Origin of the sequence: Paraburkholderia sp. A1RI-2L (genome assembly GCF_048957375.1) — a bacterium.
Lineage (GTDB): Bacteria > Pseudomonadota > Gammaproteobacteria > Burkholderiales > Burkholderiaceae > Paraburkholderia.
Genome location: NZ_JARBTA010000004.1, coordinates 814,104 through 840,279 on the forward strand (window position 1 = coordinate 814,104; position 26,176 = coordinate 840,279).

At 63.5% G+C, this 26,176-nt stretch carries 23 protein-coding genes; 6 read left to right on the plus strand and 17 right to left on the minus strand.

From position 1 onward, the window contains the following. Positions 1–20: 20 nt before the first annotated feature. From PWP93_RS32170 to PWP93_RS32185, 4 genes are all read right to left on the minus strand, one after another. Positions 21–1,325 (minus strand): MFS transporter, encoded by a 1,305-nt coding sequence (locus PWP93_RS32170; protein WP_421047604.1) that lies wholly within the window; start codon positions 1,323–1,325, stop codon positions 21–23. 36 nt (positions 1,326–1,361) lie between these two features. Then, positions 1,362–2,570, minus strand: coding sequence for a CaiB/BaiF CoA transferase family protein (locus tag PWP93_RS32175; RefSeq protein ID WP_421047605.1), 1,209 nt, complete (start codon positions 2,568–2,570; stop codon positions 1,362–1,364). 58 nt (positions 2,571–2,628) lie between these two features. Further along, entirely contained in the window at positions 2,629–3,810 is a 1,182-nt protein-coding gene (locus PWP93_RS32180) for an acetyl-CoA C-acyltransferase (protein ID WP_421047606.1), read from the minus strand. Between the two features lie 281 nt (positions 3,811–4,091). Continuing rightward, a complete protein-coding gene (locus tag PWP93_RS32185; protein WP_421047607.1) occupies positions 4,092–5,003 on the minus strand; it encodes a LysR family transcriptional regulator in 912 nt (303 codons plus the stop codon). 196 nt (positions 5,004–5,199) lie between these two features. On the opposite strand from PWP93_RS32185, the gene PWP93_RS32190 reads away from it, so the two are divergent. Together PWP93_RS32190 and PWP93_RS32195 are read left to right on the plus strand one after the other, a co-directional pair. After that, positions 5,200–6,042: a TauD/TfdA dioxygenase family protein gene (locus PWP93_RS32190; RefSeq protein ID WP_421047608.1), complete on the plus strand. Its 843-nt coding sequence runs from the start codon at positions 5,200–5,202 to the stop codon at positions 6,040–6,042. 39 nt (positions 6,043–6,081) lie between these two features. Then, positions 6,082–7,158: an AraC family transcriptional regulator gene (locus PWP93_RS32195; protein ID WP_421047609.1), complete on the plus strand. Its 1,077-nt coding sequence runs from the start codon at positions 6,082–6,084 to the stop codon at positions 7,156–7,158. A gap of 29 nt (positions 7,159–7,187) precedes the next feature. Here PWP93_RS32195 and PWP93_RS32200 read toward each other — a convergent pair whose 3' ends face one another. The 4 genes from PWP93_RS32200 to PWP93_RS32215 form a co-directional block, all read right to left on the minus strand. Continuing rightward, positions 7,188–8,246 (minus strand): 3-keto-5-aminohexanoate cleavage protein, encoded by a 1,059-nt coding sequence (locus PWP93_RS32200; protein WP_421047610.1) that lies wholly within the window; start codon positions 8,244–8,246, stop codon positions 7,188–7,190. Between the two features lie 230 nt (positions 8,247–8,476). After that, complete coding sequence (locus PWP93_RS32205) at positions 8,477–9,715, minus strand: alpha-hydroxy acid oxidase (RefSeq protein ID WP_421047611.1); 1,239 nt, start codon at positions 9,713–9,715, stop codon at positions 8,477–8,479. Between the two features lie 120 nt (positions 9,716–9,835). Beyond that, positions 9,836–10,765 (minus strand): glutarate dioxygenase GlaH, encoded by a 930-nt coding sequence (glaH, locus tag PWP93_RS32210; RefSeq protein WP_421047612.1) that lies wholly within the window; start codon positions 10,763–10,765, stop codon positions 9,836–9,838. A gap of 231 nt (positions 10,766–10,996) precedes the next feature. Continuing rightward, a complete protein-coding gene (locus PWP93_RS32215) occupies positions 10,997–12,055 on the minus strand; it encodes a 3-keto-5-aminohexanoate cleavage protein (protein WP_421028180.1) in 1,059 nt (352 codons plus the stop codon). A gap of 122 nt (positions 12,056–12,177) precedes the next feature. On the opposite strand from PWP93_RS32215, the gene PWP93_RS32220 reads away from it, so the two are divergent. Next, positions 12,178–13,170 (plus strand): AraC family transcriptional regulator, encoded by a 993-nt coding sequence (locus PWP93_RS32220; protein WP_421047613.1) that lies wholly within the window; start codon positions 12,178–12,180, stop codon positions 13,168–13,170. A gap of 27 nt (positions 13,171–13,197) precedes the next feature. Here the strand turns inward: PWP93_RS32220 and PWP93_RS32225 are convergent, their stop codons facing one another. From PWP93_RS32225 to PWP93_RS32260, 8 genes are all read right to left on the minus strand, one after another. Continuing rightward, positions 13,198–14,466, minus strand: coding sequence for an MFS transporter (locus PWP93_RS32225; RefSeq protein ID WP_421028182.1), 1,269 nt, complete (start codon positions 14,464–14,466; stop codon positions 13,198–13,200). A gap of 26 nt (positions 14,467–14,492) precedes the next feature. Next, positions 14,493–15,575, minus strand: a complete 1,083-nt coding sequence (locus tag PWP93_RS32230) for a sugar phosphate isomerase/epimerase family protein (protein ID WP_421047614.1) — start codon at positions 15,573–15,575, stop codon at positions 14,493–14,495. Positions 15,576–15,723: 148 nt separating this feature from the next. Continuing rightward, positions 15,724–17,211: a PLP-dependent aminotransferase family protein gene (locus PWP93_RS32235; protein WP_421047615.1), complete on the minus strand. Its 1,488-nt coding sequence runs from the start codon at positions 17,209–17,211 to the stop codon at positions 15,724–15,726. Further along, complete coding sequence (locus PWP93_RS32240) at positions 17,208–17,891, minus strand: HAD family hydrolase (RefSeq protein WP_421047616.1); 684 nt, start codon at positions 17,889–17,891, stop codon at positions 17,208–17,210. The genes PWP93_RS32235 and PWP93_RS32240 overlap by 4 nt, the downstream gene beginning before the upstream one ends. Before the next feature lies 1 nt (position 17,892). Then, a complete protein-coding gene (locus PWP93_RS32245; RefSeq protein WP_421047617.1) occupies positions 17,893–18,909 on the minus strand; it encodes an ABC transporter ATP-binding protein in 1,017 nt (338 codons plus the stop codon). A 10-nt stretch (positions 18,910–18,919) separates the two neighbouring features. Beyond that, positions 18,920–19,690 carry an ABC transporter permease gene (locus PWP93_RS32250; protein ID WP_421028187.1) on the minus strand — a complete coding sequence of 257 codons (771 nt, stop codon included), beginning with the start codon at positions 19,688–19,690 and terminating at the stop codon, positions 18,920–18,922. Next, complete coding sequence (locus PWP93_RS32255; protein WP_421047618.1) at positions 19,680–20,570, minus strand: ABC transporter permease; 891 nt, start codon at positions 20,568–20,570, stop codon at positions 19,680–19,682. Before PWP93_RS32255 ends, PWP93_RS32250 begins: the two co-directional genes overlap by 11 nt. Before the next feature lie 99 nt (positions 20,571–20,669). After that, positions 20,670–21,722 carry an ABC transporter substrate-binding protein gene (locus tag PWP93_RS32260; RefSeq protein WP_421047619.1) on the minus strand — a complete coding sequence of 351 codons (1,053 nt, stop codon included), beginning with the start codon at positions 21,720–21,722 and terminating at the stop codon, positions 20,670–20,672. 263 nt (positions 21,723–21,985) lie between these two features. Here PWP93_RS32260 and PWP93_RS32265 point away from each other — a divergent pair, with 263 nt between their 5' ends. The 3 genes from PWP93_RS32265 to PWP93_RS32275 all read left to right on the plus strand — a co-directional run bounded on the left by PWP93_RS32265 (position 21,986) and on the right by PWP93_RS32275 (position 24,697). Next, positions 21,986–22,738 carry a UTRA domain-containing protein gene (locus PWP93_RS32265; RefSeq protein WP_421047620.1) on the plus strand — a complete coding sequence of 251 codons (753 nt, stop codon included), beginning with the start codon at positions 21,986–21,988 and terminating at the stop codon, positions 22,736–22,738. 202 nt (positions 22,739–22,940) lie between these two features. Next, positions 22,941–23,939 carry an ABC transporter ATP-binding protein gene (locus PWP93_RS32270; RefSeq protein ID WP_421047621.1) on the plus strand — a complete coding sequence of 333 codons (999 nt, stop codon included), beginning with the start codon at positions 22,941–22,943 and terminating at the stop codon, positions 23,937–23,939. Continuing rightward, positions 23,936–24,697, plus strand: coding sequence for an ABC transporter permease (locus tag PWP93_RS32275; protein ID WP_421028192.1), 762 nt, complete (start codon positions 23,936–23,938; stop codon positions 24,695–24,697). Before PWP93_RS32270 ends, PWP93_RS32275 begins: the two co-directional genes overlap by 4 nt. 12 nt (positions 24,698–24,709) lie before the next feature. Here PWP93_RS32275 and PWP93_RS32280 read toward each other — a convergent pair whose 3' ends face one another. Beyond that, entirely contained in the window at positions 24,710–26,050 is a 1,341-nt protein-coding gene (locus PWP93_RS32280) for a tryptophan leader peptide (protein WP_421047622.1), read from the minus strand. Positions 26,051–26,176: the final 126 nt, after the last annotated feature.

The window sequence follows — 26,176 nt, forward strand, 5'->3', positions numbered from 1 at the left end:
GCGCGCGTTCAGCGCAGATTTCAATGCGCATCGACACGCGCGAGATCGCGCGCATAGCTGCGTTTGCCGATGAAAAATGCCGTGGCCGAAATCACGCTGACGAACGGCATGTACTGCAAGGCGCCATGCAAGCCGATGCGGTCCGCGAAGAAGCCGGTGAAGTACGGCCCCGGCGCGGTGCCGAGCAGGTTGTAGGTGATTGCCAGCAGCGCGAAAGCCGATGCGTGAATGGCGCGCGGCGTGAGATTCGCCACCATGGCGCCACCCGGGCCATTGGTTCCCGACGTGATGAACATCGCCACGCCGATCAGCACGAGTTGCAGTGCGCCCGGCGCGAGACGGAACGCAATTGCGAGCAGCGCGAACACCGTGAGGCAATAGAGGAACGCCGCGTCCCACTTGCGCGCCGGCCGCGTTTTGCCGATCCGGTCGGCGATCAGGCCGCATGCGATCATGCCGACGCCCGAGAGCATCACGAACCCGGCTGCCGTCAGCGCGGCGCGGCCCGTTGCCATCCCGTAGTAGCGGTTCAGATAGCTCGGCATCCACGCCCATAGCGACGCCGTGCAGAACAACTGCAAGCCGCTGCCTAGATACGCGCAAACGAGCGAGCGTGACGATGCAATGCCGCCGATCAGGCTGCGCAACGCCGCCCGCGCGCCCAATGCCGCCGGTGCGCCACCTGCGTTCCCCGACTGGTAGCGCGATACCCGCCCTTCGGTCACGACGGCGCGCAACACGATCACCAGCACCATGCCGAAGATCCCCATCGAGGCAAACGACCACGGCCATCCCAGATGGGCCGCGATCGCGCCGCCGCACGCGAGCCCCAGCACCGAGCCGAACGACGCGCCCGCCGTGAAGGCCGCGAAGAGAACGGCGCGCATGGAGACGGGAAAGACGCTCAAGAGGAGCGCGGGCGCCACCGCACCGTAAGCCGCCTCGCCGATGCCGACCAGCGCGCGCGCAGCGAGCATTTCGCCATAGTTCGTGGAGACGGCGCAGCCCAGCGTGGCGAGGCTCCACAGGGCCGCCATGATGAAGATGCTCTTGACATGCCCCCAGCGCGCGGCCAGCAGTGAAAGCGGCAGCGTGAGCGTGCCCACCAGCAGCGCCACCACGCTGTTGAGCGAGCCGAGCTGCGTGTCCGACAACTGCCACGCCGCCTTGATCAGCGGGAACACGGCCGTGAGCACCTGCCTCGACATGTAGTCGGACATCACCAGGCCCAGGGTCAGCGCAAACACGACCCACGGATACAGCGGCAGCTTTGCTCGTCCGGCAGCGGCGATCTTCTGCCCGGCCTCCATGTCCTGCATCTTCATTAGCGTTCCTTTCTTTTTGGTCTTTGGCTCGCTTCGTCAAACCACACCAGCGGCCTTCAATTGCGCGATCCGCTCATCGGAGATCCCGAGCAGCGCATGCAGCACGTCTGCCGTGCCTTCGCCGAGCTGCGGCGGCGCGCGCCGCACCGGAGGACGCGCGCCGTCGAGGCGATACGGCGGCGCCAGCACGCTCGCGCGGCCGCCCTCCGGGTGATCGTGCGTCGCCACGAGCCCGGCGTCGGTCGCCCGCTTCGACGTCAGCGCCTCATGCACGCCCAGCACTTCGCCGCACGGAATGCCGGCCCCTCTCAGGCGCTCCAGCAAATCCTGGCGCTTGCGCCGGCCCAGTTCGCGATCGATTTCCGGCAGCAGTGCCGCGCGGTGCTCGGCCCGGCCGAGATTGGTCCTGAAGCGCTCGTCGTCGACGAGATCGGGGCGCTCGATCACCTCGCGGCAGAAGCGCTCGTACTGCCTGTTATTGCCGACCGTGATGACGAGCGGCCCGTCTTCCGCGTCGAACACGCCATACGGCACGATAGACGGATGGGCGTTGCCGACGCGCAGCGGGTCTTCGCCCTTCATCAGCGCTTCGAGCCCGTAGTACGAGGTAATCATCAGGCCGCAATCGAACAGCGCCATCTCGATGTGGCGCCCCTTGCCGGTGCGCTGGCGCTCGAACAGCAACGCGAGGATGGCCTGGGCCGAGTACATGCCGGTGAAGAGATCGACCGCCGCCACGCCGAACTTCAGCGGCGGCTGGCTGGCTTCGCCGTTCAGCGCCATCAGTCCGGCCTCGCCCTGCACCACGAGGTCGTAGCCGGGCCGCGTGGCTTCCGGGCCCGTGCGGTCGTAGCCGGAGATCGAGCAGTAGATCAGGTCCTCGCGCACCTGTTTCAGCTGCTCATAGCCGAGCCCCATCTTTTTCACGCCGCCGAACTTGAAGTTCTGGATCACGACGTCGCTTTGGCGCGCGAGATCGCGCACGATCTGCTGGCCTTCGGTCGTCTGCAAGTCGACCGTCACCGAGCGCTTGTTGCGGTTCGCGCTGTTGAAATAGGACGTCTGGGTCGAACCGACCCGCAGCCCCCAGTCGCGCGTGTCGTCGCCGCGGCGCGGATGTTCGATCTTGATGACTTCGGCACCGAGATCGCCCAGCACCGTCGCGCACCAGGGACCCGCCAGCACGCGGGAAAGATCGAGAACGCGCACGCCCGCAAGCGGCAGCGATGAATTCAGATTCGACATGGCAAGTCCGGAGAGTCAGGGTTCAGGGCAGCAGCAGCGCGCACCGTGCGAGCGTCTTTCAGTAGATTTCGAACAGGGCCGCGGCGCCCATTCCGCCGGAGATGCACATCGTGACGACCGCGTACTTCACGCCCCGGCGACGTCCTTCGAGCAGCACATGCCCCGCGAGACGCGCGCCGGTCATACCGAACGGATGACCGACGGCAATCGCTCCACCGTTCACGTTCAAGCGTTCGTCCGGAATGCCCAGGCGCTGCTGGCAGTAGATCGCCTGCGAGGCGAAAGCCTCGTTGATTTCCCAGAGGCCGATGTCGTCCATCGCGATGCCATGGCGCGCGAGCAGCTTGGGCACCGCGAACACGGGGCCAATGCCCATCTCGTCGGGCTCGCAGCCGGCCATCGCGAGGCCGCGGAACGCGCCGAGCGGCGCGACGTTGCGGCGCTCGGCTTCCTTCGCTTCCATCATGACGCATGCCGAAGCACCGTCCGAAAGCTGCGATGCGTTGCCCGCCGTGACGAACTTCTCCGGCCCCTTGACGGGCGCCAACTTCGCGAGCGCATCGTACGTCGTGCCCCGGCGATTGCAGGTATCGACATCGATCGTCACCTCGCGCTGGCTCACTTCGCCGGTTTGCTTGTCGGTGACGGCCATCGTCGTGATGACCGGCACGATCTCCTCCGCGAACCGGCCCGCGCGTTGTGCGGCTTCGGTCTTGTGCTGGCTCGCCACCGAAAAGCGGTCCTGCGCTTCCCGGCTGATCCCATAGCGCTGCGCGACGATATCGGCGGTGTCGATCATTTCCATGTAGAGCTCCGGCTTGTGCTCGACGAGCCACGGGTCCAGGTCGCTCGCGCGATGCAGGTCGCGGCTGATGCCCGAGATGCTTTCGACGCCGCCCGCGATCATGGCCGGCGCGCCATCGACGACGATGCGGCCCGCGGCAATCGCCACCGCCTGCAGACCCGATGCGCAAAAGCGGTTGACGGTCGTGCCGGCAATCGAAAGCGGCAAGCCGGCCCGCACCACGGCCTGACGCGCGACGTTGCGGCCGGTGATGCCTTCGGGATAGCCGCAGCCGAGGACGGCGTCCTCGATCGATTCCGGATCGATGCCGGAGCGCTCCACGGCGGAGCGCACGGCGAACGACGCGAGCGCCGGGCCGGGCGTGATGTTGAATTCGCCGCGGTGCGCCTTGGTCAGCGGCGTGCGTGCAGTGGAGACAATGACGGCTTCGCGCATGAGCAGGAATCCTGAGTAAAAGTTGGAATGGGAAAATCAGGCGGAGTGAGCACAGCCCACGCTCGGCGGCGGCGGCCGCCGCGACTACGAAGCAGCGTTTCTGAATACGCGGCGCATCGTCTCGTCTCCATGTACTGATCGATCTTTCAGCACATTGTCGAGCGACGGTTATAGCTTGACAATCACAGTGCCGATTGACGGACTGTTAACAGAGAATTGACAGCGAGAGAATCGACAGCGAGACGCCACGGAGGACAAGGTCGCTGCGCCGGCCACACTGGTCATTTCCAGCTTTGGGCAAGCTCGAGAATCTGGTCGTGCAGGAAGTCGATCAGCACTTGCGTCGCGGGCGACGGATAGCGGTTGGGCAACGTGACGATGTACAGCGTGCTTTGCCGACCCACGACGCGATAGGACTGCAGAACCGGCAGCAAATCCCGGTTCGCCTGCAGGTGGATCACATAGTCCGGCAGCACGCCGATCCCCATGCCCTCGCGCACCGCCTCCGCAAGGAACGGATAATCGGTTGATTCCAGCGCGGGCGGGACGGTAATCGTGTGGGTGTCCGCGGCATTCTCGCGGTGCAGGAGTTCGATCGGCACGCGCCGGCCGCCATAGGGCGCGCAGATGAGCGCGTGCTGTTCGAGGTCGGCCGGGCGCTCGATCGGACCCTGCTCGCGCAGATAATCGGCCGACGCGCACAGGCTCCATTCAAACGAGCAGATCTTGCGCGCGACGCAATCGAGCGGCGGCGTCGAGGTAATCCTGAGCGCGACATCCACTTCTGCCGCAATCAGATCCTCGATCCAGTTGTTGAACGTGACCGTCAGCGCAATGCCCGGGTTCGCACGCGCGAATTCGAGCAGCTTCGCGCCGGCGAACAGCCTGCCGAAGCCGGTTGGCACGCTGATACGCACCCGGCCGCGCAGCGTCTTGCCGAGGCTGTCGATCGACGCGCGGGCCGTGCCCAGTTCTTCCACGATGCGCCGGCCGCTGTCGTACAACGTGCTTCCCGCCTGCGTCAGTTCAAAGCTGCGCGTCGAGCGGCGCAGCAGTTGGGCGCCGGTTTCGCGCTCCAGCAATTTCAGCCGCTGGCTCACGTTCGCACGCGTCATGCCGAGCTTTCGCGCCGCGGCGCTGAGGCTGCGCGCTTCCACGATTTCGACGAACAGGCCGATCAGGTTCAGGTCCATGGCTGGATTTCGGGCTTTCTCATGCGGATTCCAGCGCGACATCTTACGCGCCTGGCCCGCCAGCATGGCCGGGCTGTGCGCGACGCCCACGCGGTGTGCGCGTTTGTCAAATTGTGGCGCGTTCGGTCAAGCGCGCCGTTGGCATCGCGCCCACAATCGCAAGAATTTCAATATCTATGTCTACGGAGACGTCACCATGCAGATCAAACCCCTCACCTGTTCGATTGGCGCCGAACTCCGGGATGTGAGTATCGCCGACGTGGCGAAAGACGATGCCCTGTTTGCCGACATCAAGGCATTGCTGTTGAAGCACCGGGTGCTGTTTTTCCGCGACCAGGACATTACGCGCGCCGACCATGTCGCGTTCGCGAGCCGCTTCGGCGATCTGGAAGACCATCCGGTTGCCAACACGGTGCCGGGCTACCCGGGCCTGATCGAGATCTACAAGAGCGAGAAGCGGGATCACTTCGAGAACACCTACCACAGCGATGCGTCGTGGCGGGCCAAGCCGCCCAAGGGCGCGGTGCTGCGCTGCATTTCGTGCCCGGAAGTGGGCGGCGACACCATCTGGGTGAACATGGTGGAGGCGTACAAGAATCTGCCCGACGACATCAAGGCAAAGATCGAAAGCTTGCGCGCCAAGCACGGGATCGAGCATTCGTTCGGCGCGGTCATGACCGCCGAGGAGCGCGAAGAGCTGGTGCGCAAGTACCCGCTGGTCGATCACCCGGTGGTGCGCACGCACCCGGAAACGGGCGAAAAAATCCTTTATGTGGGCCCGTTCTCGACTCACTTTATTAATTACCATACGCCCGGGAACGTGCGTTTCGGGCAGGACAAGACGCCGGGCGCGAGCCTGCTGCTGAACTACCTGATCAGCCAGGCGGCCATTCCCGAGTACCAGGTGCGCTTCAAATGGGAACCGGGCAGCGTCGCGATCTGGGACAACATCGCAACACAGCACTACGCGGTGAGCGACTACTGGCCTGCGCCGCGCCGGATGGAACGCGCGACCATCATGGGCGACCGGCCGTTCTGATAGCCTTTCGCGTGGCACCCCGCCACGCGGATCCCCTTCATGCAACACGTCGACAAGCTGATACGCAGCGCCAGCCTGAACGGCTACATCGAACTGGTGGAGTCGCTCGGGCGCGATCCGTATGCGTTCCTGCGCGCAGCGGGCATCTCGGCGCGCGTGCTCGACAACCCCGAGGCGCTGATCCCCAGCCACGCCGTGCGCGAACTGCTGGAGGTCGCCGCACGCGAGACCGGCGTGGAGGATTTCGCGCTGCGGCTCGCGGCGCGGCGCTCGCTCTCCAACCTCGGCCCGATCTGGCTCGTGCTCAAGGACGAGCCCACCCCGCGGCAGGCGCTCGATACCTTGTGCCGCTACGAAAAGCTGCTGAGCGCCGCGCTGGTCACGCGCATCGAAGAGGCCGGCCAGTCCGTGGTGATCCGCGAAGCGCTGCTGCCGAGACCCGGACTCTCCACGCGCCAGGCAATGGAGCTCGCGGTGGCCGTGAAACTGCGCATTCTGCGCGAACTGATCGGCCCGCAGTGGCGTCCTCAGCAGGTTTGCTTCACACATCGCCCGCCGGCCGACATGACGCCCTACCGGGTCTTCTTCGGCCGCAATCCCCAGTTCAATCAGCCGTTCAACGGTCTCGTATGCGCGGCGGCCGACCTGTCGATGCCGCGCATGCGCGAGGACCCGGGAGCCGCGCGCTTCGCTCGAGACTATCTGGAAACGGCGCTGCGGCGCCGTGGCGAGGGCATGCGCGAAGCCTGCCGGGAAATGATCCTGGCGTTGCTCCCGGGCGGACGATGCACGGCGCAACTGGTGGCGCGGCATCTGCACGTGGACCGCCGCACGCTGCACCGCCACCTCGGCGACGAAGGGCTGACGTTCTCGGCGATGCTCAACCAGATGCGCGGGGAACTGGCGGTGCGCCACTTGCTCGAGAGTGACCTGCCGGTCGGCGAGGTCGCGGTGCTGCTGGGCTTTTCCGCACACAGCAGTTTCAGCCACTGGTTCCGCGCCGCGTTCGGCTGCAGCGTCTCGCAGTGGCGCAAGCAAGCGGACCTTCAAGCGGATAACCCGGCAGACAAGCAATCGGATAATCAATCGGCCAGCCGGAACGCACCGGCCGATTGACTGGCTCTGCCAAACCCGCACCGCGGCGATCAGGCGGTCTTGCGCAGGAAGCCCTGGTTGCCGCCGTTGCGGTTAGGCGCAAAGCCGTTTTCGTGCAGCGATTCCTCCACCGAGTCGTAGAACACGCCGATCTTGCTGATCTCGCGCGCCTCTTTTGCGGTGGCAATGGGACGGCCGAACTCGCGCGAGATGCGCACGAGCTGTTCGATCTGCTTCACGGTGCTCTGCTTCTCGGTGCGCGACTGGTTCCACAGGCAGTCTTCCGTGCCGCAGCGCACGTGCAGGCCCATCGCGATGCCCATCATGTTCACCGGCAACACGTTGCGCACGTTGCTCTCCACCGTCACCACCGCGCCATCGGGCACTGCGCGGATAAAATTGGCGAGGCTGTAGACGTTCGGCGTATCCATGCCGCCCGCGATGGCCACCCAGTTCATCACCAGCGGCCCTTTGTAGAAGCCGCGGCGCATCAGCCGCTCCACCGACTCGAAGCTGTTGAGGTTGTAGCACTGGAACGCGCTCTGGATGCCTCTCGCGCTCAGGCGGCGCACATGCTCCTCCACCCAGCCCGGCTGCGCGGGCACCGTCATTTCCTTGTAGGCGTTGAAGAGCGTCGGGTTCTCGCGCGAAGTGCCCCGGAAGTCGGCGTCCTCGGCCTGATCGGTGACGTTCATCTGCGAGGTGTTGACCGTCACCGTGACCTGGTCGGGCGCCGGATCGAGCTCGGCCAGCATGTGGCGGGTGTCGTCGGAGAGCCACTTGGCGGCCTGCCCTTCGTTTTCGGGGGCGAACGAGATCGAGCCGCCCACCTGGATGATCATCTCCGGCACCGCCTTGCGCACGCCGGCGATCAGTTCATTGAACTTCGACAGACGCTTGCTGCCCTTGCCGTCCAGTTCGCGCACGTGCAGGTGCAGCACCGTCGCGCCCGCGTTGTAGCAGTCCACCGCCTTCTGGATCTGTTCCTCCATCGTGACCGGAATGTCCTCCGGAAAGTCGCTGGGCAACCAGCCCGGCGCATAAGGCGCGGCCGTAATGATCAGGGGTTGCTGGTTCTCGGGGAACAGATGGCCGTCGAGGAAATTCATGATGCGTCTCCAGAGGAAATGGCTGCTGCTGGCTCGAGCAGGAGCGGTCGTCGACGAGGCCGGAGCGCGGTCTTGAGCAGCGCGTCCGGCTTCGATTCATGACGACGAGTATCTGGGGCGGCTATCTTTCCCGCTTGCTTATCTGGGACAATCGATTGCTTTGTTGGGACACGATCCCCGGGGTTTACTGGATGCCACAGTCTCACGCATTCCGCTTGCCAGCAACACCCTCACGCAAGCACGTCACTCGTAACCTCCTCGACCGAACGCGCCCCCAGCATCGCCATGTTCCTGTCCACCTCGTCGCGCAGGAGCCCAATCGCGTGCCGCACGCCCGCCTCGCCGCCCACCGCCGCCGCATACATGAACGGGCGCCCGACGAACACGAACCGCGCGCCAAGCGCGAGCGCCTTCAGCACATCCGCGCCACGCCGGACTCCGCTGTCCATCATCACGACCAGATCGTCGCCGACGGCCTCGCAAATCTCCGGCAGCACCTGCAAGGGCTCGACCGCGCCATCGAGCTGACGTCCGCCATGGTTCGAGACGATGATGCCGTCCGCGCCGATGGACGCCGCGCGTCGCGCGTCGTTGGCGTGCAGGATGCCCTTGATCACGAGGTTGCCGCTCCAGCGCACGCGGATCCGGGCGATGTCCTCCCATGACAGATGATCGCGGCCCGTGGTGTCGCGAATCGCCGACGCGGACAGCATTGGCGCGCCGCGCGTCGCGAACGAGTTTTCGAAGTGAGGCATGCCATGCTGGATCAAGGTCCGCAGGAACGTGCCGCAGAGCCACCTGGGCCGCGCGAGGCCGTCCATCGCGAGACGCAGCGACGGACGCAGCGGCAGCGAAAATCCGGTGCGAACGTTGTTCTCGCGGTTCGCCCACACGGGGATGTCGACCGTGACGACGAGCGTCGCGAAGCCCGCGGCCTGGACCCGCTCGATCAGCGCGTCGCGGCGCGCTGCGTCGCCGGGAAGATAGGCCTGGAACCAGGTGCCCGGCGCGGCGGCATGGACGGACTCCATCGGGATCAGCGAGGTGCCGCTCATGATTGCGGGAATCTGCTCGCCCTGCGCGGCCTGGGCCAGCGCGATATCGCCGCGATATGCGGAAATCGCGCTGATCCCAACCGGTGCAATTCCGAACGGCGACGCGTAGGTGCGGCCGAAGATCGTGGCGGCCTGCGACCGGCGCGTGACATCCACCAGCACCTTCGGCCGGAATTTCAGGCGCTCGAATGCGCTGCGGTTCGCGGCGAGCGACAGCTCGTCCTCGGCGGCGCCGGAAATGTAGCCGTACAGCGGGCGCGGCAAAAACCCCCGCGCCGCCGCCTCGAAGTCGGCCAATGAAAGGATCTTGCGAAGCCGCGCCGGAACGTCGTGCTTCACGCCATACGCGGCCTGGCTCTTCTGCGCGGCACGCGGAAGCGGCTGGACGTCCGCGGCGCCGAGGTGATCTTCCATCTGTCTCTCCACAATCTGCTTCTTCAAACGCTTCAAAAGAACGCTTCAAAAGAACACTTCAAACGGCTCGACGCCCGGCCCGGCCGGGCAAGCGGCCTGCCGGACCGGGCGCGCGCCGCATCACTGCGCGAACGTGCCCCGCTGGCGCATCAGTTCGCGAAAGAGCGCCTCGTTCTTTTCGAACGGCGCGCGGCCGTGGACATAGAAATAGTTGTTCAGGATAACCAGGTCCCCTGCCGGAAGGACGACTTCCTTCGTGCCCCGCGAAGCTTCCATCGATGCCGAAAGGTCATGCAGATAAGCGGCCTCTTCCCGATTCGCAGGCTGCACGAACTGGTCGATGAACGACAGCGACAAACCGAATTCGCTCTGGAAAAATGCCGGGCGCTCGACCCGCTCGCTCACGTTCTTGGAGCCGGGCGCTTTGTACAGGAACGGCCGTGTCGCGAACTTGTGGTTCACGAAGCGCTCGCACTCGTCCCAGTCATCGAGGTGCAGGAAACGCGACTCGCCACCGATCGCGTTCTGCTCGGCGAACTTCATCATCAGCAGCCAGTCGGTGGCTTCGGTGACGAACGTGCCGTCGGTGTGCATCGTGAACAGACGATAGGCCTGGCGCAGGTACGAGTCGCTGTCGTCGGTATGCCTGACCACGAAGCGCGCGTAATAGGTGCCCGACATGGAGTCGTGATTGCTCGGCCCGAGGAGATGGCCGATGGCCGTACCAAACTTGACGTAGTCCGAACTATCTTGCGACAGGCCCTGAAGACCGATCGTGAAACCGCCATGGTTGCGGTCCTTGACGAGGTCGACCAGGGTGCGCGCGAACGCGTTGCCGAACCGCTTGATCAGCAGGTCGCTCAGGTGGTAGCGCATGAACGGCACATACTCGAGATTCTGGATATCGATCTCGCGGACGTCTTCCAGGAACTGTTCGAGCGCGTCGCGCTCGGCGCTCACGTGAACGATCCGGTGATGGTGCGGATGTGGCGACAGACGAAACGACGACGGATGCGAGGTGGCAAGCGAGTCGGCAAGCATGAGTTCCATGGAGTTCTCCGTTGAGACGAATGACTCCATTTGAGCGCGCTTTTTTGATATCAACCAGCGTCTAAATATGAATATTTATTCGCAAATAAAGATTAAAAATGGGTCGCTTCTCTGTGTACGCCGGCGGGCGCGGCTTCTCCGTCCTCGAGGAGAGCCACGCGAAGGCGACGCTCAGTGAGCAGCGCGCTCACGCGCTGCATCGCGCGGGCGCGGCATGCCGGGCGTCCGCAATCAGGCGATCTTGCGCAGATGGCCTTGCTGTCTGCCGGCGCGGTTCGGTGCGAAGCCGTTGGCCTCCAGGGTTTCTTCCACCGTGTCGTAGAACACGCCGATCCGGGAGATCTCGCGGGCCTCTTTGGCCGTGGCGATCGGCCGGCCGAACTCGTGCGAAATGCGCACCAGCTGCTCGATCTGCGCGGGCGTGCCGATCTTGGCCGTGCGCGACTGATTCCACAGATTGTCCTCGGTGCCCGTGCGCACGTGCAGGCCCATCGCGATGCCCATCATGTTCACCGGCAGCACATTGAGCACGGAGCTTTCCACCGTCACCACCGCGCCATCGGGCACCGCGCGCATGAAATTGGCCAGGCTGTAGATGTTGGGCGCATCCATGCCGCCGCCGATCGCGACCCAGTTCATCACCAGCGGCCCCTTGTAGATGCCGCGGCGCATCAGTCGCTCCACCGATTCGAAGCTGTTGATGTTGTAGCACTGGAACGCGCTTTGAATGCCGGCGGCCGAAAGGCGCCGGATATGCTCCTCGGCCCAGCCGGGCTGCGCAGGCACCGTCATTTCCTTGTAGGCATTGAACACCGCCGGGTCTTCCATCGAGGTCCCCTGGATGTCACGCGCATCGAATTGCTCCAGGATGTTCATCTGCGAGGTGTTGATCGTCACCGTCACCTGGTCGGGCTTGGGGTCCAGCTCGGCCAGCATGTGGCGCGTGTCGTCCGAAAGCCACTTGGCGGCCGCGCCCTCGGTTTCCGGCGCGAAACTGATGGAGCCGCCCACCTGGATGATCATCTCCGGCACGCGCGCGCGCACGCCGGCAATCAGCTCGTTGAACTTCGACAGACGCTTGCTGCCCTTGCCGTCCAGCTCGCGCACGTGCAGATGCAGCACCGTCGCGCCGGCGTTGTAGCAGTCCACCGCCTTCTGGATCTGCTCCTCCATCGTGACGGGAATTTCCTCAGGGAAGTCCGAGGGCAACCACGACGGCGCATAGGGCGCGGCCGTAATGATCAGCGGCTGCTGGTTTTCGGGAAACAGGTGTCCGTCGAGGAAATTCATGGCGTGCCTCCTGGATAAGCATCTAATGGATAGTGAGTAGAAGGATATCGCCCGCAAATCGACGATGATGTATTATTTGGGACATTCTATGTCGAAATTGGGACACCGCCATGCAACGATTCATGCTGACGATCCGCAGCGCCAGCCTCACCGGCTATACCGATCTCGCCCGCCATGTGGGGCTGGATCCCGCGCGCATGCTGCGCAAGGTCGGCTTGAATGCCCGCGATCTCGTGAACCCCGATACGCCCATCAGCACCAATGCGGTCCGCGAGCTGCTGGAAAACAGCGCCGCAGCCGCGAGCGTGGAAGATTTCGGCTTGCAACTGGCCATGCGCCGCCGGCTGTCCAACCTGGGACCGATCAGCGCGGTCATGAGCGAAGCGCCCACGGTGCGGGATGCGCTCGAGAGCCTGTGCCGTTACATGCGCCTGATTAATGCGTCGCTGCTGACCCGCATTGAAGAACATGGCGATGCCGTCTTGATTCGCGAAAACATTCTGGTGAGCGACAAGAATTCGGTGCGGCAGTCCATCGAGATGGCGGTCGGCGTGCTTTATCGGAGCATGGAGGAACTGCTCGGGTCGAACTGGCGGCCGCGCAGCGTCTGCTTCGAGCACCGTCCACCGGATGGCGCGACATGCCACAAGACCTTCTTCAGATCGGCAGTCGAATTCAATTCGAGTTTCAACGGCATCGTGTGCCACGCAAAAGATCTGGCCGCCTATCGGCCCGGCGGCGATTCGCAGATGGCACTCTATGCCCGGCGCTTTCTGGATCAGGCACTGTCGGGCGCCAACGAAAGCACCACGCATACTATTCGTCAGGTGATCGTTGCGATGTTACCCAACGGCCGATGCACGGCCGACCAGGTGGCGAGGCATCTCGGCGTGGACCGTCGGACTCTGCATCGGCACCTGGCCGCCGAGGAGACGAGCTTTTCGTCGCTGCTTCAGGTCGTTCGCTGCGAACTCGCCTCGCGGCAGATCCGCGATAGCGACCGCTCGCTCGCGGAACTCGCGGATCTGCTCGGTTTTTCCAGTTCGAGCGCGTTTGCTTTCTGGTTCAGAAAGCACTTCGGCATGACGGTTTCGAACTGGAGGGAGGCCAGATAGGTTGGGAAGGCGCGTGCGCCGCTCTCGCTACGCGGCCGTTGCGGGGCGCGGAACCCGGCCCGTGCGCGTGGCACGCGCCAGCACATTGGCCACGACGATGCCGATCAGCGCCATCGCGGCCATCGAAGCAAACACATAGTGATAGCCCGTCACCCCAGGATACGCATCCAGCAGCGCGCCGTAGATCATGAACGCAAACATCCCCGGCGCATAACCGATGAGGCAGGCAACACCGAAGGCGGCACCGCTGATTTCATTGGGAATCCCGGCCTCCTCCATCGGCGCCCAGAACACGCCGCGCATCGTGAAGACGATCAGTGAAAATCCCAGCGTCGCAATCATCCCGGCGATCATGTAATCGGGTTTTCCGGGCAGACACAAAATCACTGCCATCATCGGGATCAGCGCAAAAAATGCTGCACGGATGTAGCTGATCGCGCTGCCGAATTTCTTGTCGGAGAGATAGCCGCCCAGCGGGCCGCCCACGATCTTCAAGCCATACTGATTGATAATGCCGTAGGCGCCGACGAGGCCGACCGGCAAACCGTACACGTACTTGAGGTACGGAATGAAATAGGTCAATCCGCAATACACCACGTACACCATAAAGACGTTCAGGCTGACGAGCCACAGTTTCGGCAGACGTATCGCCATTTTCAACGCCGCCAGCCCCGATGCTTGCGAAGCATTGCGTTCGGAGGGCGCGTGCTTGTCGGCTCCGCTGAGCAGGAAGAACGTCAGCACGCCAACCAGGATGTCGATCACCGAATACATCAAGATCGCCGCCTTGAACCCGCCTGGGCCCGAACCCATCACGACAAACAGTCCGAGCGCGGAAAATGCCACCAGCGTATCGATCACTCCGCGGCCGCCTTCGAGGAAGCCGAACATGCGTCCTTGCTCATCGCTGTTGCCGAGATTGCGAATCGCCTTGAGCAGCGCGGGCCAAAACAGGCAGTCGGAGCAGACCGCCAGCGCCGCGAACAGGACGAGCAACTGGTTGTAGCCCGGAAACGTGCTCAGATAAATGCCGATGACGCCCGCACCGGCCATCCCCAACGAAATGGTCCGACGCGCCTGGAATCGATCGGACAAGTAGCCCCCAAGTACGAACAGCGCGGTCGCAAACAACGAGTTGACGCTCAACAGCACGCCGATCTGCGCGTTGGTCAATCCCAGGTACTGCTGCATTGGCACATAAAACGCATCCTTGAGGTTCGCCAGCTTGTAGACTGTCCCGCCGCCCATCACAAGCACTACGAACTTAATCCATTTCATCCTGTCAATCGACTTCATTGTCTTCTCCATGTGTTCGTTCTATATCAGCAGCCGGATGCCGTCCCGGCCATCTGCAAGCGCAATTCGGCGAGCTCGCGCAAACGCAGCAGCAGCGCCCGCACGTAGCGAATCTGATTGAAGGCCCAGCGCGGCTCCTGCTCGAGCAGCGCCTCCTTGCTGAGGCCGCCGGGGATGCCCGTTTCGCTCATTTCCCGGTACGGTATGAACGGATCGTCTGCTTCGCTCTTCTGGCGAAACATCGGTGCGTAATAGTGATTTTCCTGTTCGAGCGCGAAGGCGACGATTTGCGGCTTCGATTCGCCAAGCATCAGCAATTCGTACAGCATCCGCGCGCCGGGAAGATCATCGTCCGCGCCGCCCTGCAACACGCCGCGATGGCCGAAGCCGTCGCCCTCCTGCAGAATCCGCACGCCCTTCATGTGAACCTGGCCGATGTATGGCGCCAGCTCGCGCAACGCGCTCATCGGCGATTCGCATGCGTTGATCATGTTGCCGAAATCGAATAGTGCATGCAGGCGCGGGTGCGCCACCGTGCGCAACAGATCAACGATCTCTGCGCTCTTCAGTTCTTCGTGCTGCTCGAAATAAAAATGCAGACTGTGGCGGTCGGCGAGCTCCGCGAGGTAGCGCAGGTCGGCTTCCACGCGCTTCATCACCTCGGACAGCAAGCCCTCGTAACGCGAATACACGCGAATGTGTTCGACCGCCATGATCCGCGCGATGCGCACGACTTCGTCGACGTCCGGACGCTGGGTGCTACTGATCTCGAGATGCACGTCCAGGCCGAGCCGGCTCGCGTGAGCCGCCACCTCGCGCAATTGCGAATCGGACATTCGCCCGAGGCTGCGCTCCTCGCCGTCGAGCAAATGAATGCAGATGCCGTCCAGCTCGTGTCGGTAGGCGTGATCCAGCAGATCGCAAGGATGAAAGCGGCCGTAGGTGAAATTGCCCAGCATGGTGTATGCGTGCGCGAACAGGCGCACGCTGTCGATACGCTCGATCAGCTTGCGCGCCAGCGCCGGGGTGAGCTCGGGAATCCGCGCGGATTCTTCGGCATCGAGGTTCTGGCCGATCAGCGTCGCGAATCGGGACTGGATGAGTGGCATTCGAACTCCTCTTCAGGAAGGATGCACAAGCGGGGCGCATCCAGAATGCCGTCATTAAATCATCGCAGCGGACCGATCGTTATAGCCATTAAATGGCGTTGCGGTATGTCCATTTTGAGCCGCTGCCCATCGTCGCGGGGCACCACCGTTACGCCAGGCCCAGTTGCTTCAACGCCTCGGCCATGCGCGCCACCGCCCGTCGCATATTGGCTTCGGCCGTGCCCGCAAAACCGATGAGCAATGCGGGGCGCTGTGTCTGCTGCAGACAGTATTCCCCGAGTGCATACGTGTAGACGCCGCGTTGCGCGAGCGCACGGGCAACGTGCTGATCGTCGACATCCGCGTTCAGCCAGCCGAGCACATGCATGCCGGCATCGACCGGCGCGGCGCTCAGGCAATGCCCGAGCTGGCTCCCGAGCTCCGTCAGCAGCGCATGTTGCCGCCTTTGATACAGCCCGCGCGTGTGCCGGATATGCGTCTGCAGATGGCCTTCGCGGATGAAATCGGCCGCAACCGCCTGCATGAGCGTGGACGGGCTGCGCCCGATCACCGTGCACACCGCGGCGAACGGGGCGACGAGATCTTTCGGCAACACGACATAGCCGAGCCGCAGCGAAGGAAACATCACCTTGCTGAGCGTTCCGACATAAATGACATGCTCGTTCCGGTCGAGGCCGAACAGGGCCGGCAGGAGCGGCCCGCGGTAACGCAGTTCACTGTCGCAATCATCCTCGATGATCCAGCTGTGCGAATCGCGTGCCCAGTCGATCCACTCCATGCGTCGCCCCAAGCTCATTGTCATGCCGACCGGATGCTGTCGCGACGGCGTGACGAACGCCAGACGCGCGCGGGGGTGGCGGGCGATGCCAAACGACACGTCGGCGCCCTGGTCGTCGAGCGCGACGCCGCACAGCCGGCAGCCTTGCGCCTGAAACGCGAGGCGGGCCGCAATATGGCCGGGATCCTCGACCCATACCGCGTCGTCCGGATCGAGCAGCAACATGGCGAGCACGTTGAACGCCTGCTGGGCGCCCGACGAAATGGCGATCTGATCGACCTCGCAGTCCAGCCCGCGGACATCGTTCAGGTAATCGGCAATCGCTTCGCGCAACGGCCGGTAACCGAGCGGATCGCCGTAGCCGAGCAAATCGATGTCGCGCCGCGAGCCGTGGCGCGACAGGAGGCGCTTCCACACCCGCACGGGAAATTCTTCGAACGCACCCTGGCTGGAGATGAACGATTCGGATTCGTCCGTCGACCACCACCGCGGCGCACGGCTGAACAGGTCGCCTCGCGCAGAGATGGTCGCGGCGCCCCGCGCGGAAAGATGCGGCCGTTCGGGCGACAGCGGCGGCCGGTGCTGCGCGCACCACTCGTCGGCCACATAGGTGCCGGCGCCTATGCGCGAGGTCAAAAACCCTTCCGCGCCCAATTGCTCGAACGCGTTGACGATCGTAATGCGAGACACGCCGAGTTCGCGAATCAATGTGCGCGTGGAAGGCAAGCGCGTACCGCCAGTTAGCCGGCCACTCAGAACCTGCCTGCGAATCTGCAAATAGAGCTGCCGATGCAGTGGAACGTCGCTCGTGCGGTCCAGCGCAATGTCGGCCAGCAATACCCCTCCCGACACTTTCACTTTTCGACCTCGGCCCATTGCCTGCCGGCCGGCGGCCAGTGCAGCACGCGCCAGCCGCGCTCCACGGCGATTGCGCGCAACGTCGCATCCGGATTCACCGCGTGGCCATGATCGACCGCCGCGAGCATCGACACATCGTTGAACGAATCGCTATAGCCGTAACTCCCGTCGAGACTTTCGCCCTCGGCGTTCAGCCAGGCGCGCAACCGGGACACCTTGCCTTCGCGATAGCTGAGCTCGCCATAGGTATCGCCGGTGTAGCGCCCGTTTCGCGTTTCCACGAGAATCCCGATCGAGTCTTTCACGCCGAGACGATTCGCGATCGCGCTGACGAGATGCTCACCCGTCGCCGACACGATGAGCAGCCGGTCCCGCCGTGCGCGATGCCATTCGAGCTGACGCAATGCTTCCGGAAAGATACGGGGCAAAACGACGCCTTCGACGAACTCCGCCATCCAGGCCGCAACGACTTCTTGCATCAGCCCTCGCATCGGAGCCAGCGCGAAACGCACGTACTCGCGCATGTCGACACGGCCTTCGCGATAGGCCTGCAACAGCGCCTCCTCGCGCGGCAGCATCTCGCGCGGAGCGCGGCCTCGCTCCACGAGATAGTGCAGCCACAGGTTCGCGCTGTCGCCGTCGACGAGCGTGTCGTCCATGTCGAAAATGCCGAGCGCCATGTCAGCGCACCTCTCGCATCTGCTGCGGGTCGACCGTCAGTGCGACGAGCGCGCCTGGCGCGAAGAGCTGATCCTCGCGCTGATTGAGCCGGTCGACACGAAGCATCACACCGGACGATTCCACCTGATAGCGAATCACGTTGCCGAGCAACTGGCGATGCCGGACCGTTCCCGTGAGCGGTGCAAGCCGCTTCTCGCCCACGGCCTGCGTGAGCGAGGCAACCTGGATGGCCTCCGGCCGAATCGCCAGATGCCCATCGATCGTCAGGTCGAATAGCGCCTGCGCGTCGCCCGGCGAGAGCAGGTTGTAGTTGCCGATGAAGCGGGCGACGAATTCCGAAGCCGGTCGCGTGTAGATGGTCTCCGCTTCCCCTTCCTGCACGATGCGCCCCTGATCCATTACGAAGATGCGATCGGAAAGCGTCAGCGCTTCCTCCTGATCGTGAGTCACGAAGATCGTCGTGACGCCCAGACGCGACTGGATGTCACGAATTTGCTCGCGCAGCGAGCGGCGAATGCGTGCGTCGAGCGCGGACAGCGGTTCGTCGAGCAGCAATATGCGCGGCTCGACGACCAGCGCACGCGCGAGCGCGACGCGCTGGCGCTGCCCGCCGGAGAGCTCGTGCGGATACTGATGCTCCTTGCCGCCCAGCGCGACGAGACGAATCGCATCCGCGACCTTGCGCGTGCGCTCGTCCGCCGCCATCTTCTTGAGCTTGAGGCCGAACTCGATGTTTTGCGCAACCGTCATGTTCGGAAACAGCGCATAGCTTTGAAACACCATGCCAATCCCGCGTTTTTGCGGTGCGACGCGCGTGATGTCCTCGCCGTCGACGCGGATAGTGCCCTCGTCCACATCGGTCAGTCCCGCGAGGCTGCGCAACAATGTCGACTTCCCGCAGCCGCTCGGCCCGAGCAGCGTGACGAATTCGCCTTTGCGCAACGAGAAGCTGATATCGCGAAAGACCGGCGTCGTGCCGTATTGCTTGGTCAAGCCGTTCGCTTCGACGTAGTTCATGGTGCTCATCCTATTTGCTGAACCGCGCGGTAAGCCAGGTCAGAATCAACGCGGTGAAAAAGTAGCTCATGACGATGGCGCTGGTGAAGTGGCCACTCGTCTGGCGTTGGTTGTACAGATAGACCTGCAGCGTTTCGTAATGAGAGCCCGCGAGCAGATTGGCAAAGACAAAATCGCCAAGCAAAAACGCAAATGACAGGAACAACGAAGCCATCAGCGCCTTGCTCAGGTTCGGCAGAATGACCCTCACGAAGGCCAGCGACGTGCTCGCGCCAAGCAGATGAGCGGCATCCATCAGGTCGCGGATGTTCATGCTTGCCATGCTGTTCGCCAGCGCGCGGTACATGAACGGCAAGGCGATCGTGAAATAGCAGCCGAGCAAGATCCACGGCGTGCCGTTGATCGCGACCGGCCCGTCTGCGTAGATATTGAGCAGTCCAACCGACGTCACGACCGGCGGCACCGCGAACGGAATCAGGATCAGCGCGCTCATCACCTTGTCCAGGCGCGGATACCGGTAAAAGATCACGAAGGCCGTGGGGACGATGATCAACGCGCTAAGCGCGAGCGCGCCGAGACACACGGCCATCGAGCGGCCGAATGCAGCCATGAACGCCTTGTCATGCAAGAGCTGCCAATACCAGCTCAGCGAGAGGTCGTCCGGCAAAATCGTGGCGCCCCAGTGCCCGGACAACGAATACAGCAGTGTCGCGAGTATCGGCGCGGCCAGGATCGTCACGAGCACGCCGACGACGGTGCGATGGTAAATGTCAGCGCGCATGACGAGCCCTCCTGGTCAACAGCCACTGGTTGGCGACGGTCACGACCAGCAAGAGCAGCATCAGCAGTACCGAAAGCGCGGCCGCCATGTTGGGATCGAGGAACAAATCCCCCGCCACGAGGCTCGCGATGCGCACGGTGATCAGATTGAAGTTGCCCTGGGTTAGCGCATAGGCGCTGGCATACGCGCCGATCGCATTCGCGAACAGCAGGATGAACGTGCCGAAGATCGCAGGCGCCAGCACCGGCAGACCGACATGGCGCCAGTATTGCCAGAGTTTCGCGCCGAGCAGGGACGCCGCGGCCTGCCAGTCGTCGTCGAGCGCGTCGAATGCCGGATACAGCAGCAAGATGCCAAGCGGAATCTGGAAGTACGTGTAAATCAGAATCAGTCCGTTGATCGAATAGAGATCGAAGTGCTTCGCCAGCCCCCACGCCTCGAAGAGCAGCGTCAGCGATCCGTTGGTGCCGAGGAGGATGATGAAGGCGAACGCCAGCGGCACGCCGGTCAGGTTGCTCGTCATGTTCGCGACCGACACGACCAGCCGTTGCAGTCTACCCGGCACGCGCCTCAACGACGCGGCGCCGAAAACTGCGATCACGAGGGCAATCGCGCTCGACCACAGCGATATGCGAAGGCTGTTACCGAACGCCTGCCGATAAAAAGGCGACGACAGGATCTCCGCGTAGTTCGCGAACGTGAAGCCTTGCGTGGATTGCACGCTGTTGGCGATCACCCAGACCATCGGCGCGACACAAAACAGCGTGAACACGACGGCAAATGGAATCAGCCAGATCGCGGCTAACCCTGACCGCCATCGAATGCGCGCGCGTGCGCGTTCGGCATGCCCGGCGGCAACAAAGAGCGAGGGGGTTTTCATCACAAAGGAAACTCCGGTTCACGAAGCTGGACAAGCGAGCGTTCGAGCGGACCGGCGCCCGAACACATGTTCCGGGCGCCGGCCGGCGGCGCGCTTGCGTTACTGCATGTTCACCATCACCACGTCCTGCCACTGGCGCGGCAGCTTTTTGACCGACTCATTCCACGCGGCAAAATCCTGAATCGGCTTCACCGACTTGTACTCGCTCGCGGGAAGCAGTTTCGCCTGCACGTCGGGCGGGAATTTCACGGACGTGCGAATCGGACGCGCATAACCGCGCGCGAGATTCAATTGCCCCGCGTCGCTCAGCACATATTCGCGAACCAGCTTCGCGGCATTCGGATGCTTCGCGTACTTGTTGATGATGAGCGTATAGCCGGTTGTCACCGAACCGTCCGAAGGAATGTAGACCGTGAAGCGTGAAGGGTCGATCTTGTCGCGGTAGCTAAGCGCCGTGAAGTCCCAAAGAATGCCGACCTCGGTTTCGCCCTTTTCCAGATTGGCCAGACTCGGGTCCACGAGCGACAGCCGTCCCTGCTTCGCCAGTTCGGCGAACAGCTTGAGGCCCGGCATCAGGTTTTTCTCGCTCCCCCCCTGCGCCAGCGCGGCGGCCAGAACCGCGCTGTTCGCGCGTGCCGCCACGCCAACGGCGCCGAGCGTCACCTTGTACTTGCCGGACAGCAGATCAGCCCAGCTCTTCGGCGGATTTTTCACGAGCCGCGTGTTGGTGATGAACGCGATCGTGCCCGTGTAATCGACGATGCAGTTGCCGTCCTGGCTCTTCGCCCAGTCCGGAATGTCATTCCAGGTGCCCGGCTTGTAGGGTTGCGTCACCCCCCGCTGCACCGCGAGCGGGCAGAAGCTCTGGCCGACGTCGCCTATATCGGCTGTCGCATTACTTTTCTCCGCGTCGAACTTGGCAATTTCCTCCGCCGAACTCAGATCGGTATCGCGGTGGTCCAGTCCATATTGATGCGTCAGTTGAGCCCAGGTGTCCTTCCAGTTCGCCCAGTCGTCAGGCATGCCGACGCTATAGACCGCGCCCTCCTTCTTCGCTGCCTGCGTGAGCGCGTTCAAATCCTCCGCCCCGGCCTGTGCCGCGCTGGCGCCGACCACGACCCCAATGACACCCACGAGTGTTTTCGCTTTCATGACGCCTCCAATCTGGTCCAGTCCAGTTTCGCCATGCGCAGAACATATCCGGTGGTAATATCAGTGTCAATGGCTTTTCGAATCTCAGCGAGGAAGCCCGACAAAGACGCGTAAAATCGCCTTATGTCATTGTATTTTAATAATTTTATGCAACACATGGCAGACCCGTTCCGCGCGCCGTCCGCTTACCTCGACGATCGCCTCTCGGGGCGATTTCCTCAGATAAAATGTCGACCGTTGCACCAAAATTTGGAGTAGTCCAATTGGCAGAATCTGAGCGCAGCCCCACTCTCGCGGCCCATATCAGGCAGTCCATCGAAATGCAGATCGACGGCAAGCTGCTGCTGCCGGGCGCGAAGCTGCCGTCCGAGCGAGAGCTTTCGGAACTGTTCGGCACCACGCGCACGACGGTGAAGGAAGCGCTTGTGGCCATGGAAGCGGAAGGACGGATTTATTGCGAGGACCGGCGCGGCTGGTTCGTTGCGCCGCCGAGGCTGATTTACAACCCGCTTTATCGCTCGCCGTTCCATCAGATCGTCACCGATCAGAAGCGCTGCCTCGAAACGCGGGTGCTGCTGTCGCACACGACCGTGGCGATGCCGGCGATCTGCCATAACCTCGAGTTGCCGACCCTGTCGCGCGTCCACGAAATTCATCGGCTGCGCAAACTGGACGGCCGCGTCGTGATGCTGGCCAAGCACTATCTCAAGCCAGAGAAGTTTCCAGGGATATTCGAACACGACTTGAGCCAGTCGCTGACGACGCTGTACCAGCAGCGCTACGGCATCCGCTATGGCCGTTCGCGGTTCGAGATCAATCCGACTGCGGCGTGGGGCGAGGTCGCCCAGGCGTTGATGCTGACGGAAGGCAGCCAGATTCTGATGATTTCGAGCATCGTCTACGATCAGAACGACGAGATAGTCGAGTTCGAAATCGAGCACTGGCGGCACGACGCGGTTCGCATCATCGTCGACAGTCTGGAACTCGAGCGCATCAAGGCTCAAGCGCAGCAGTGAACGGCGCCCGATGCGCGGCGTGGCAACGACGCGCGCTGCGGTTCCGGGGCGTATCGGGCACGCCCATGAGGTCGCCCAGCACGGCACCATCAACGCCCTTCACGCATGAGCGTTGAACCGCCATCGCCGGGGCTGTGGGCGTTCGCGCGTCACGCGCCCCCGGGTCCGGCGAGCGCCCAGGCTTTCTGGTAATGTCACGCACATGCAAACGATCCTCTCCATCGAGAATCTCTCGAAAACCTATGCGTCGGGATTCCGCGCGCTCAAGCACGTCAACCTGAGCATCCAGCGCGGCGAGATTTTCGCGCTGCTGGGGCCGAACGGTGCGGGCAAGACGACGCTCATCAGCATCGTCTGCGGCATCGTGAATGCGAGTGAAGGGAGTGTGCGCGTCGCCGGTCACGATATCGTCGCCAACTACCGCGCCGCGCGCTCGCTGATCGGCCTCGTGCCGCAGGAGCTCACGACCGATTCGTTCGAAACGGTCTGGGCCACGGTCTCGTTCAGCCGCGGCCTGTTCGGCAAGCCGCCCAACCCCGCGCATATCGAGCGCGTGCTGCGCGACCTGTCGCTGTGGGAGAAGCGGAACAACAAGATCATCACGTTGTCGGGCGGCATGAAACGCCGCGTGCTGATCGCGAAGGCGCTCGCGCACGAACCGCAAGTCCTGTTTCTGGATGAGCCCACCGCAGGCGTGGACGTCGAGCTGCGCCGCGACATGTGGAAGCTCGTGCGCGGGCTCAAGGCCAACGGCGTGACGATCATCCTGACGACGCACTACATCGACGAAGCCGAAGAAATGGCCGACCGGATCGGCGTCATCAACCGCGGCGAAATCATGCTAGTCGAACAGAAGGACGCGCTGATGCGCAAGCTCGGCCGCAAGCAGCTGACGTTGCAACTCGAAACGCCGCTGAGCGCCATTCCGGCGGCGCTTGCGAGCTGGGGACTGGAACTGGCCGAAGGCGGCAACGCGCTCATCTATACCTACGACGCCGAGCACGAACGCAACGACATCATCACGCTGCTCAAGAACCTGAGCGAGGCCGGCATCGGCTTCACGGACCTGCAAACCAGCCAGAGTTCGCTGGAGGAGATCTTCGTGAGTCTCGTCCACAAAGACCCCGCGACCTCGACAAATCCGGCCGTCGTGGACTCGACCGTTGCGGATAACAACAAAGCACAGGTGAGCACCCGATGAATCTCCACGCCATTCGCGCCATCTACCGATTCGAAATGGCGCGCACCCGGCGCACGCTGATGCAAAGCATCGTCGCGCCGGTGATCTCGACCTCGCTCTACTTCATCGTGTTCGGATCCGCGATCGGCTCGCGCATCAAGGAGGTGAACGGCGTCAGCTATGGCGCGTTCATCGTGCCGGGCCTCATCATGCTGTCGCTGCTGTCGCAGAGCATTTCGAACGCGTCGTTCGGCATCTACTTCCCGCGCTTCACGGGCACGATCTACGAATTGCTGTCCGCGCCGGTGTCGTATCTGGAAATCGTGATCAGCTATGTCGGTGCGGCCGCAACCAAATCGGTGCTGCTAGGCGTCATCATCCTCGCCACCGCAGCGCTGTTCGTGCCGATCCAGATCCAGCACCCGTTCTGGATGGTGCTGTTCCTGCTGCTGACGGCAGTGACGTTCAGCCTGCTCGGCTTCATCATCGGCATCTGGGCCGACAACTTCGAGAAGCTGCAAATCGTGCCGCTGCTGATCATCACGCCGCTGACCTTCCTCGGCGGCAGCTTCTATTCCGTCGATATGCTGCCGCCGGCGTGGAAGGTGGTCACGCTGTTCAACCCGATCGTCTATCTCATCAGCGGTTTTCGCTGGAGCTTCTACGGGCTCGCTGATGTCGACGTCAGCGTGAGCCTCGCCATGACGGCCGCGTTTCTCGCGGTGTTCCTCGCGATCACCGCGTGGATCTTCAAGACCGGTTACCGCCTGAAAAGCTGAACGGCACGCTCGTCAGGCCGGCAGCGGTCCCGGCAGGCCTTCCTGCGGCGCGACCTCCCGCTTGCCGTCGAGGATAGCCAGCTTTTCGGACAGGTCCGGAAAGCCATGACCCGCCGCGCGAAGCTCGCCCACGAGCCGATGCGCGGCCGCCCTGCAATGCGCAAGCGTCTCGTGCAAGCGCGGCTCCGCCTGCAGACCGGCCACCGCCTTCTCGAGTTCGGCCGGCGACTCGCTCAGCAGCGCGGGCACCACCTCATCGGCGGGTATCAGCGAGCCGTGACTCAATAGCTGGCCGGTCCAGTCGCAGCCGTACAGCAGCGCGCGCCGCTCGGCTTTGCGCGCCTCGTCCTGGTCGAGCGCGGCGAGGCTGTTGCGGTTCTTCTGAATCTCGGCGCGCCACGTCGCCAGAATGTCGGCGCGCAGCGCCGCGACCGCGTCGCCGAGCGCTGCATTCTGCCCCCCCGCCACCAGGCGGCGCTCGTCGAGCCGGTCCACCTGCTCCCGGTAGTTTTCGAGGTACGACTGCCAGTTCAACGGCAGCGACGGCTTTTCGAAGAACGCGTGGCGCACTTCATTGAGTTCGTTGCGGATATCCTGGAGCGCCTGGTTGTCGGCGATGCGCGCTTCATGCACGTCGTGGGCCGTCACCATTTGCCGGTGCAGCGGGAACAGCGGATTGCCGTAGCGGCGCTGCAGATGCCGTTCGGCGGCGCCCGGGCGGGCGCTCCATTTCCAGTTCGGCAGCAATTTCGCGTCGAATTCGACTGCCTCGATCATCGGCCGGAACAGCGCCAGGGCTTCCTCGGTGGCATGGCGGAAGCAGTCCGCCAGTTTGTAGTCGTTGCCTTGCAGCGGCGCGCCGGCATCGCCGGCATAAGGGGACTCGGGCATGAGCCTCAGCGCGCCGGTGGCCAGAAAGAACTCCATCGGCAATTCCACGGCCTGGCCTTCCTGGCTGAAGGTGCGCTGCTCGGCGGAGATGGCCTCGACGGAACGCGCCAGGCGGCTTTCGAGGTCGAGCAGCGCGTCGATGGCGTCGCCCGAAGCCGGCTGCGCCGCATCGGCGAGCAGGCAGAACGTTTCGCGGGCCATGCGCGCCGCGATGGCGCCGTGCTTGCCGGCGAACAGCCAGAACCAGAGGGCGAGCTGGTAGCCCTTGACGGCGTTTCGGGCCGTCGCCTCGACATTGGGTGCGAATGCGATGCCGGGCGCAGCCCAGCTCGCGAACGGCGGGGTTCCGGCGCCCAGGTACATGCCCAGCAGCTGCCGTATCGATTCATGCGTATCGATGGGCCAATGGCGCGCCTCGGCCTCTTCGTGGCGCTTCTCAGCCTTCCAGAACCTCCAGTCCATCCCGTACCTCGCAAGAAGAGCAAGCGTATTCGTGCTACGCGGTGCGCGCGATACTTGCATAATCCGCCCGAGGCGTAAACCAATGTTGCGCTTCGTTACCTCGTTGTCCCTGCGTGCCAGGGATAT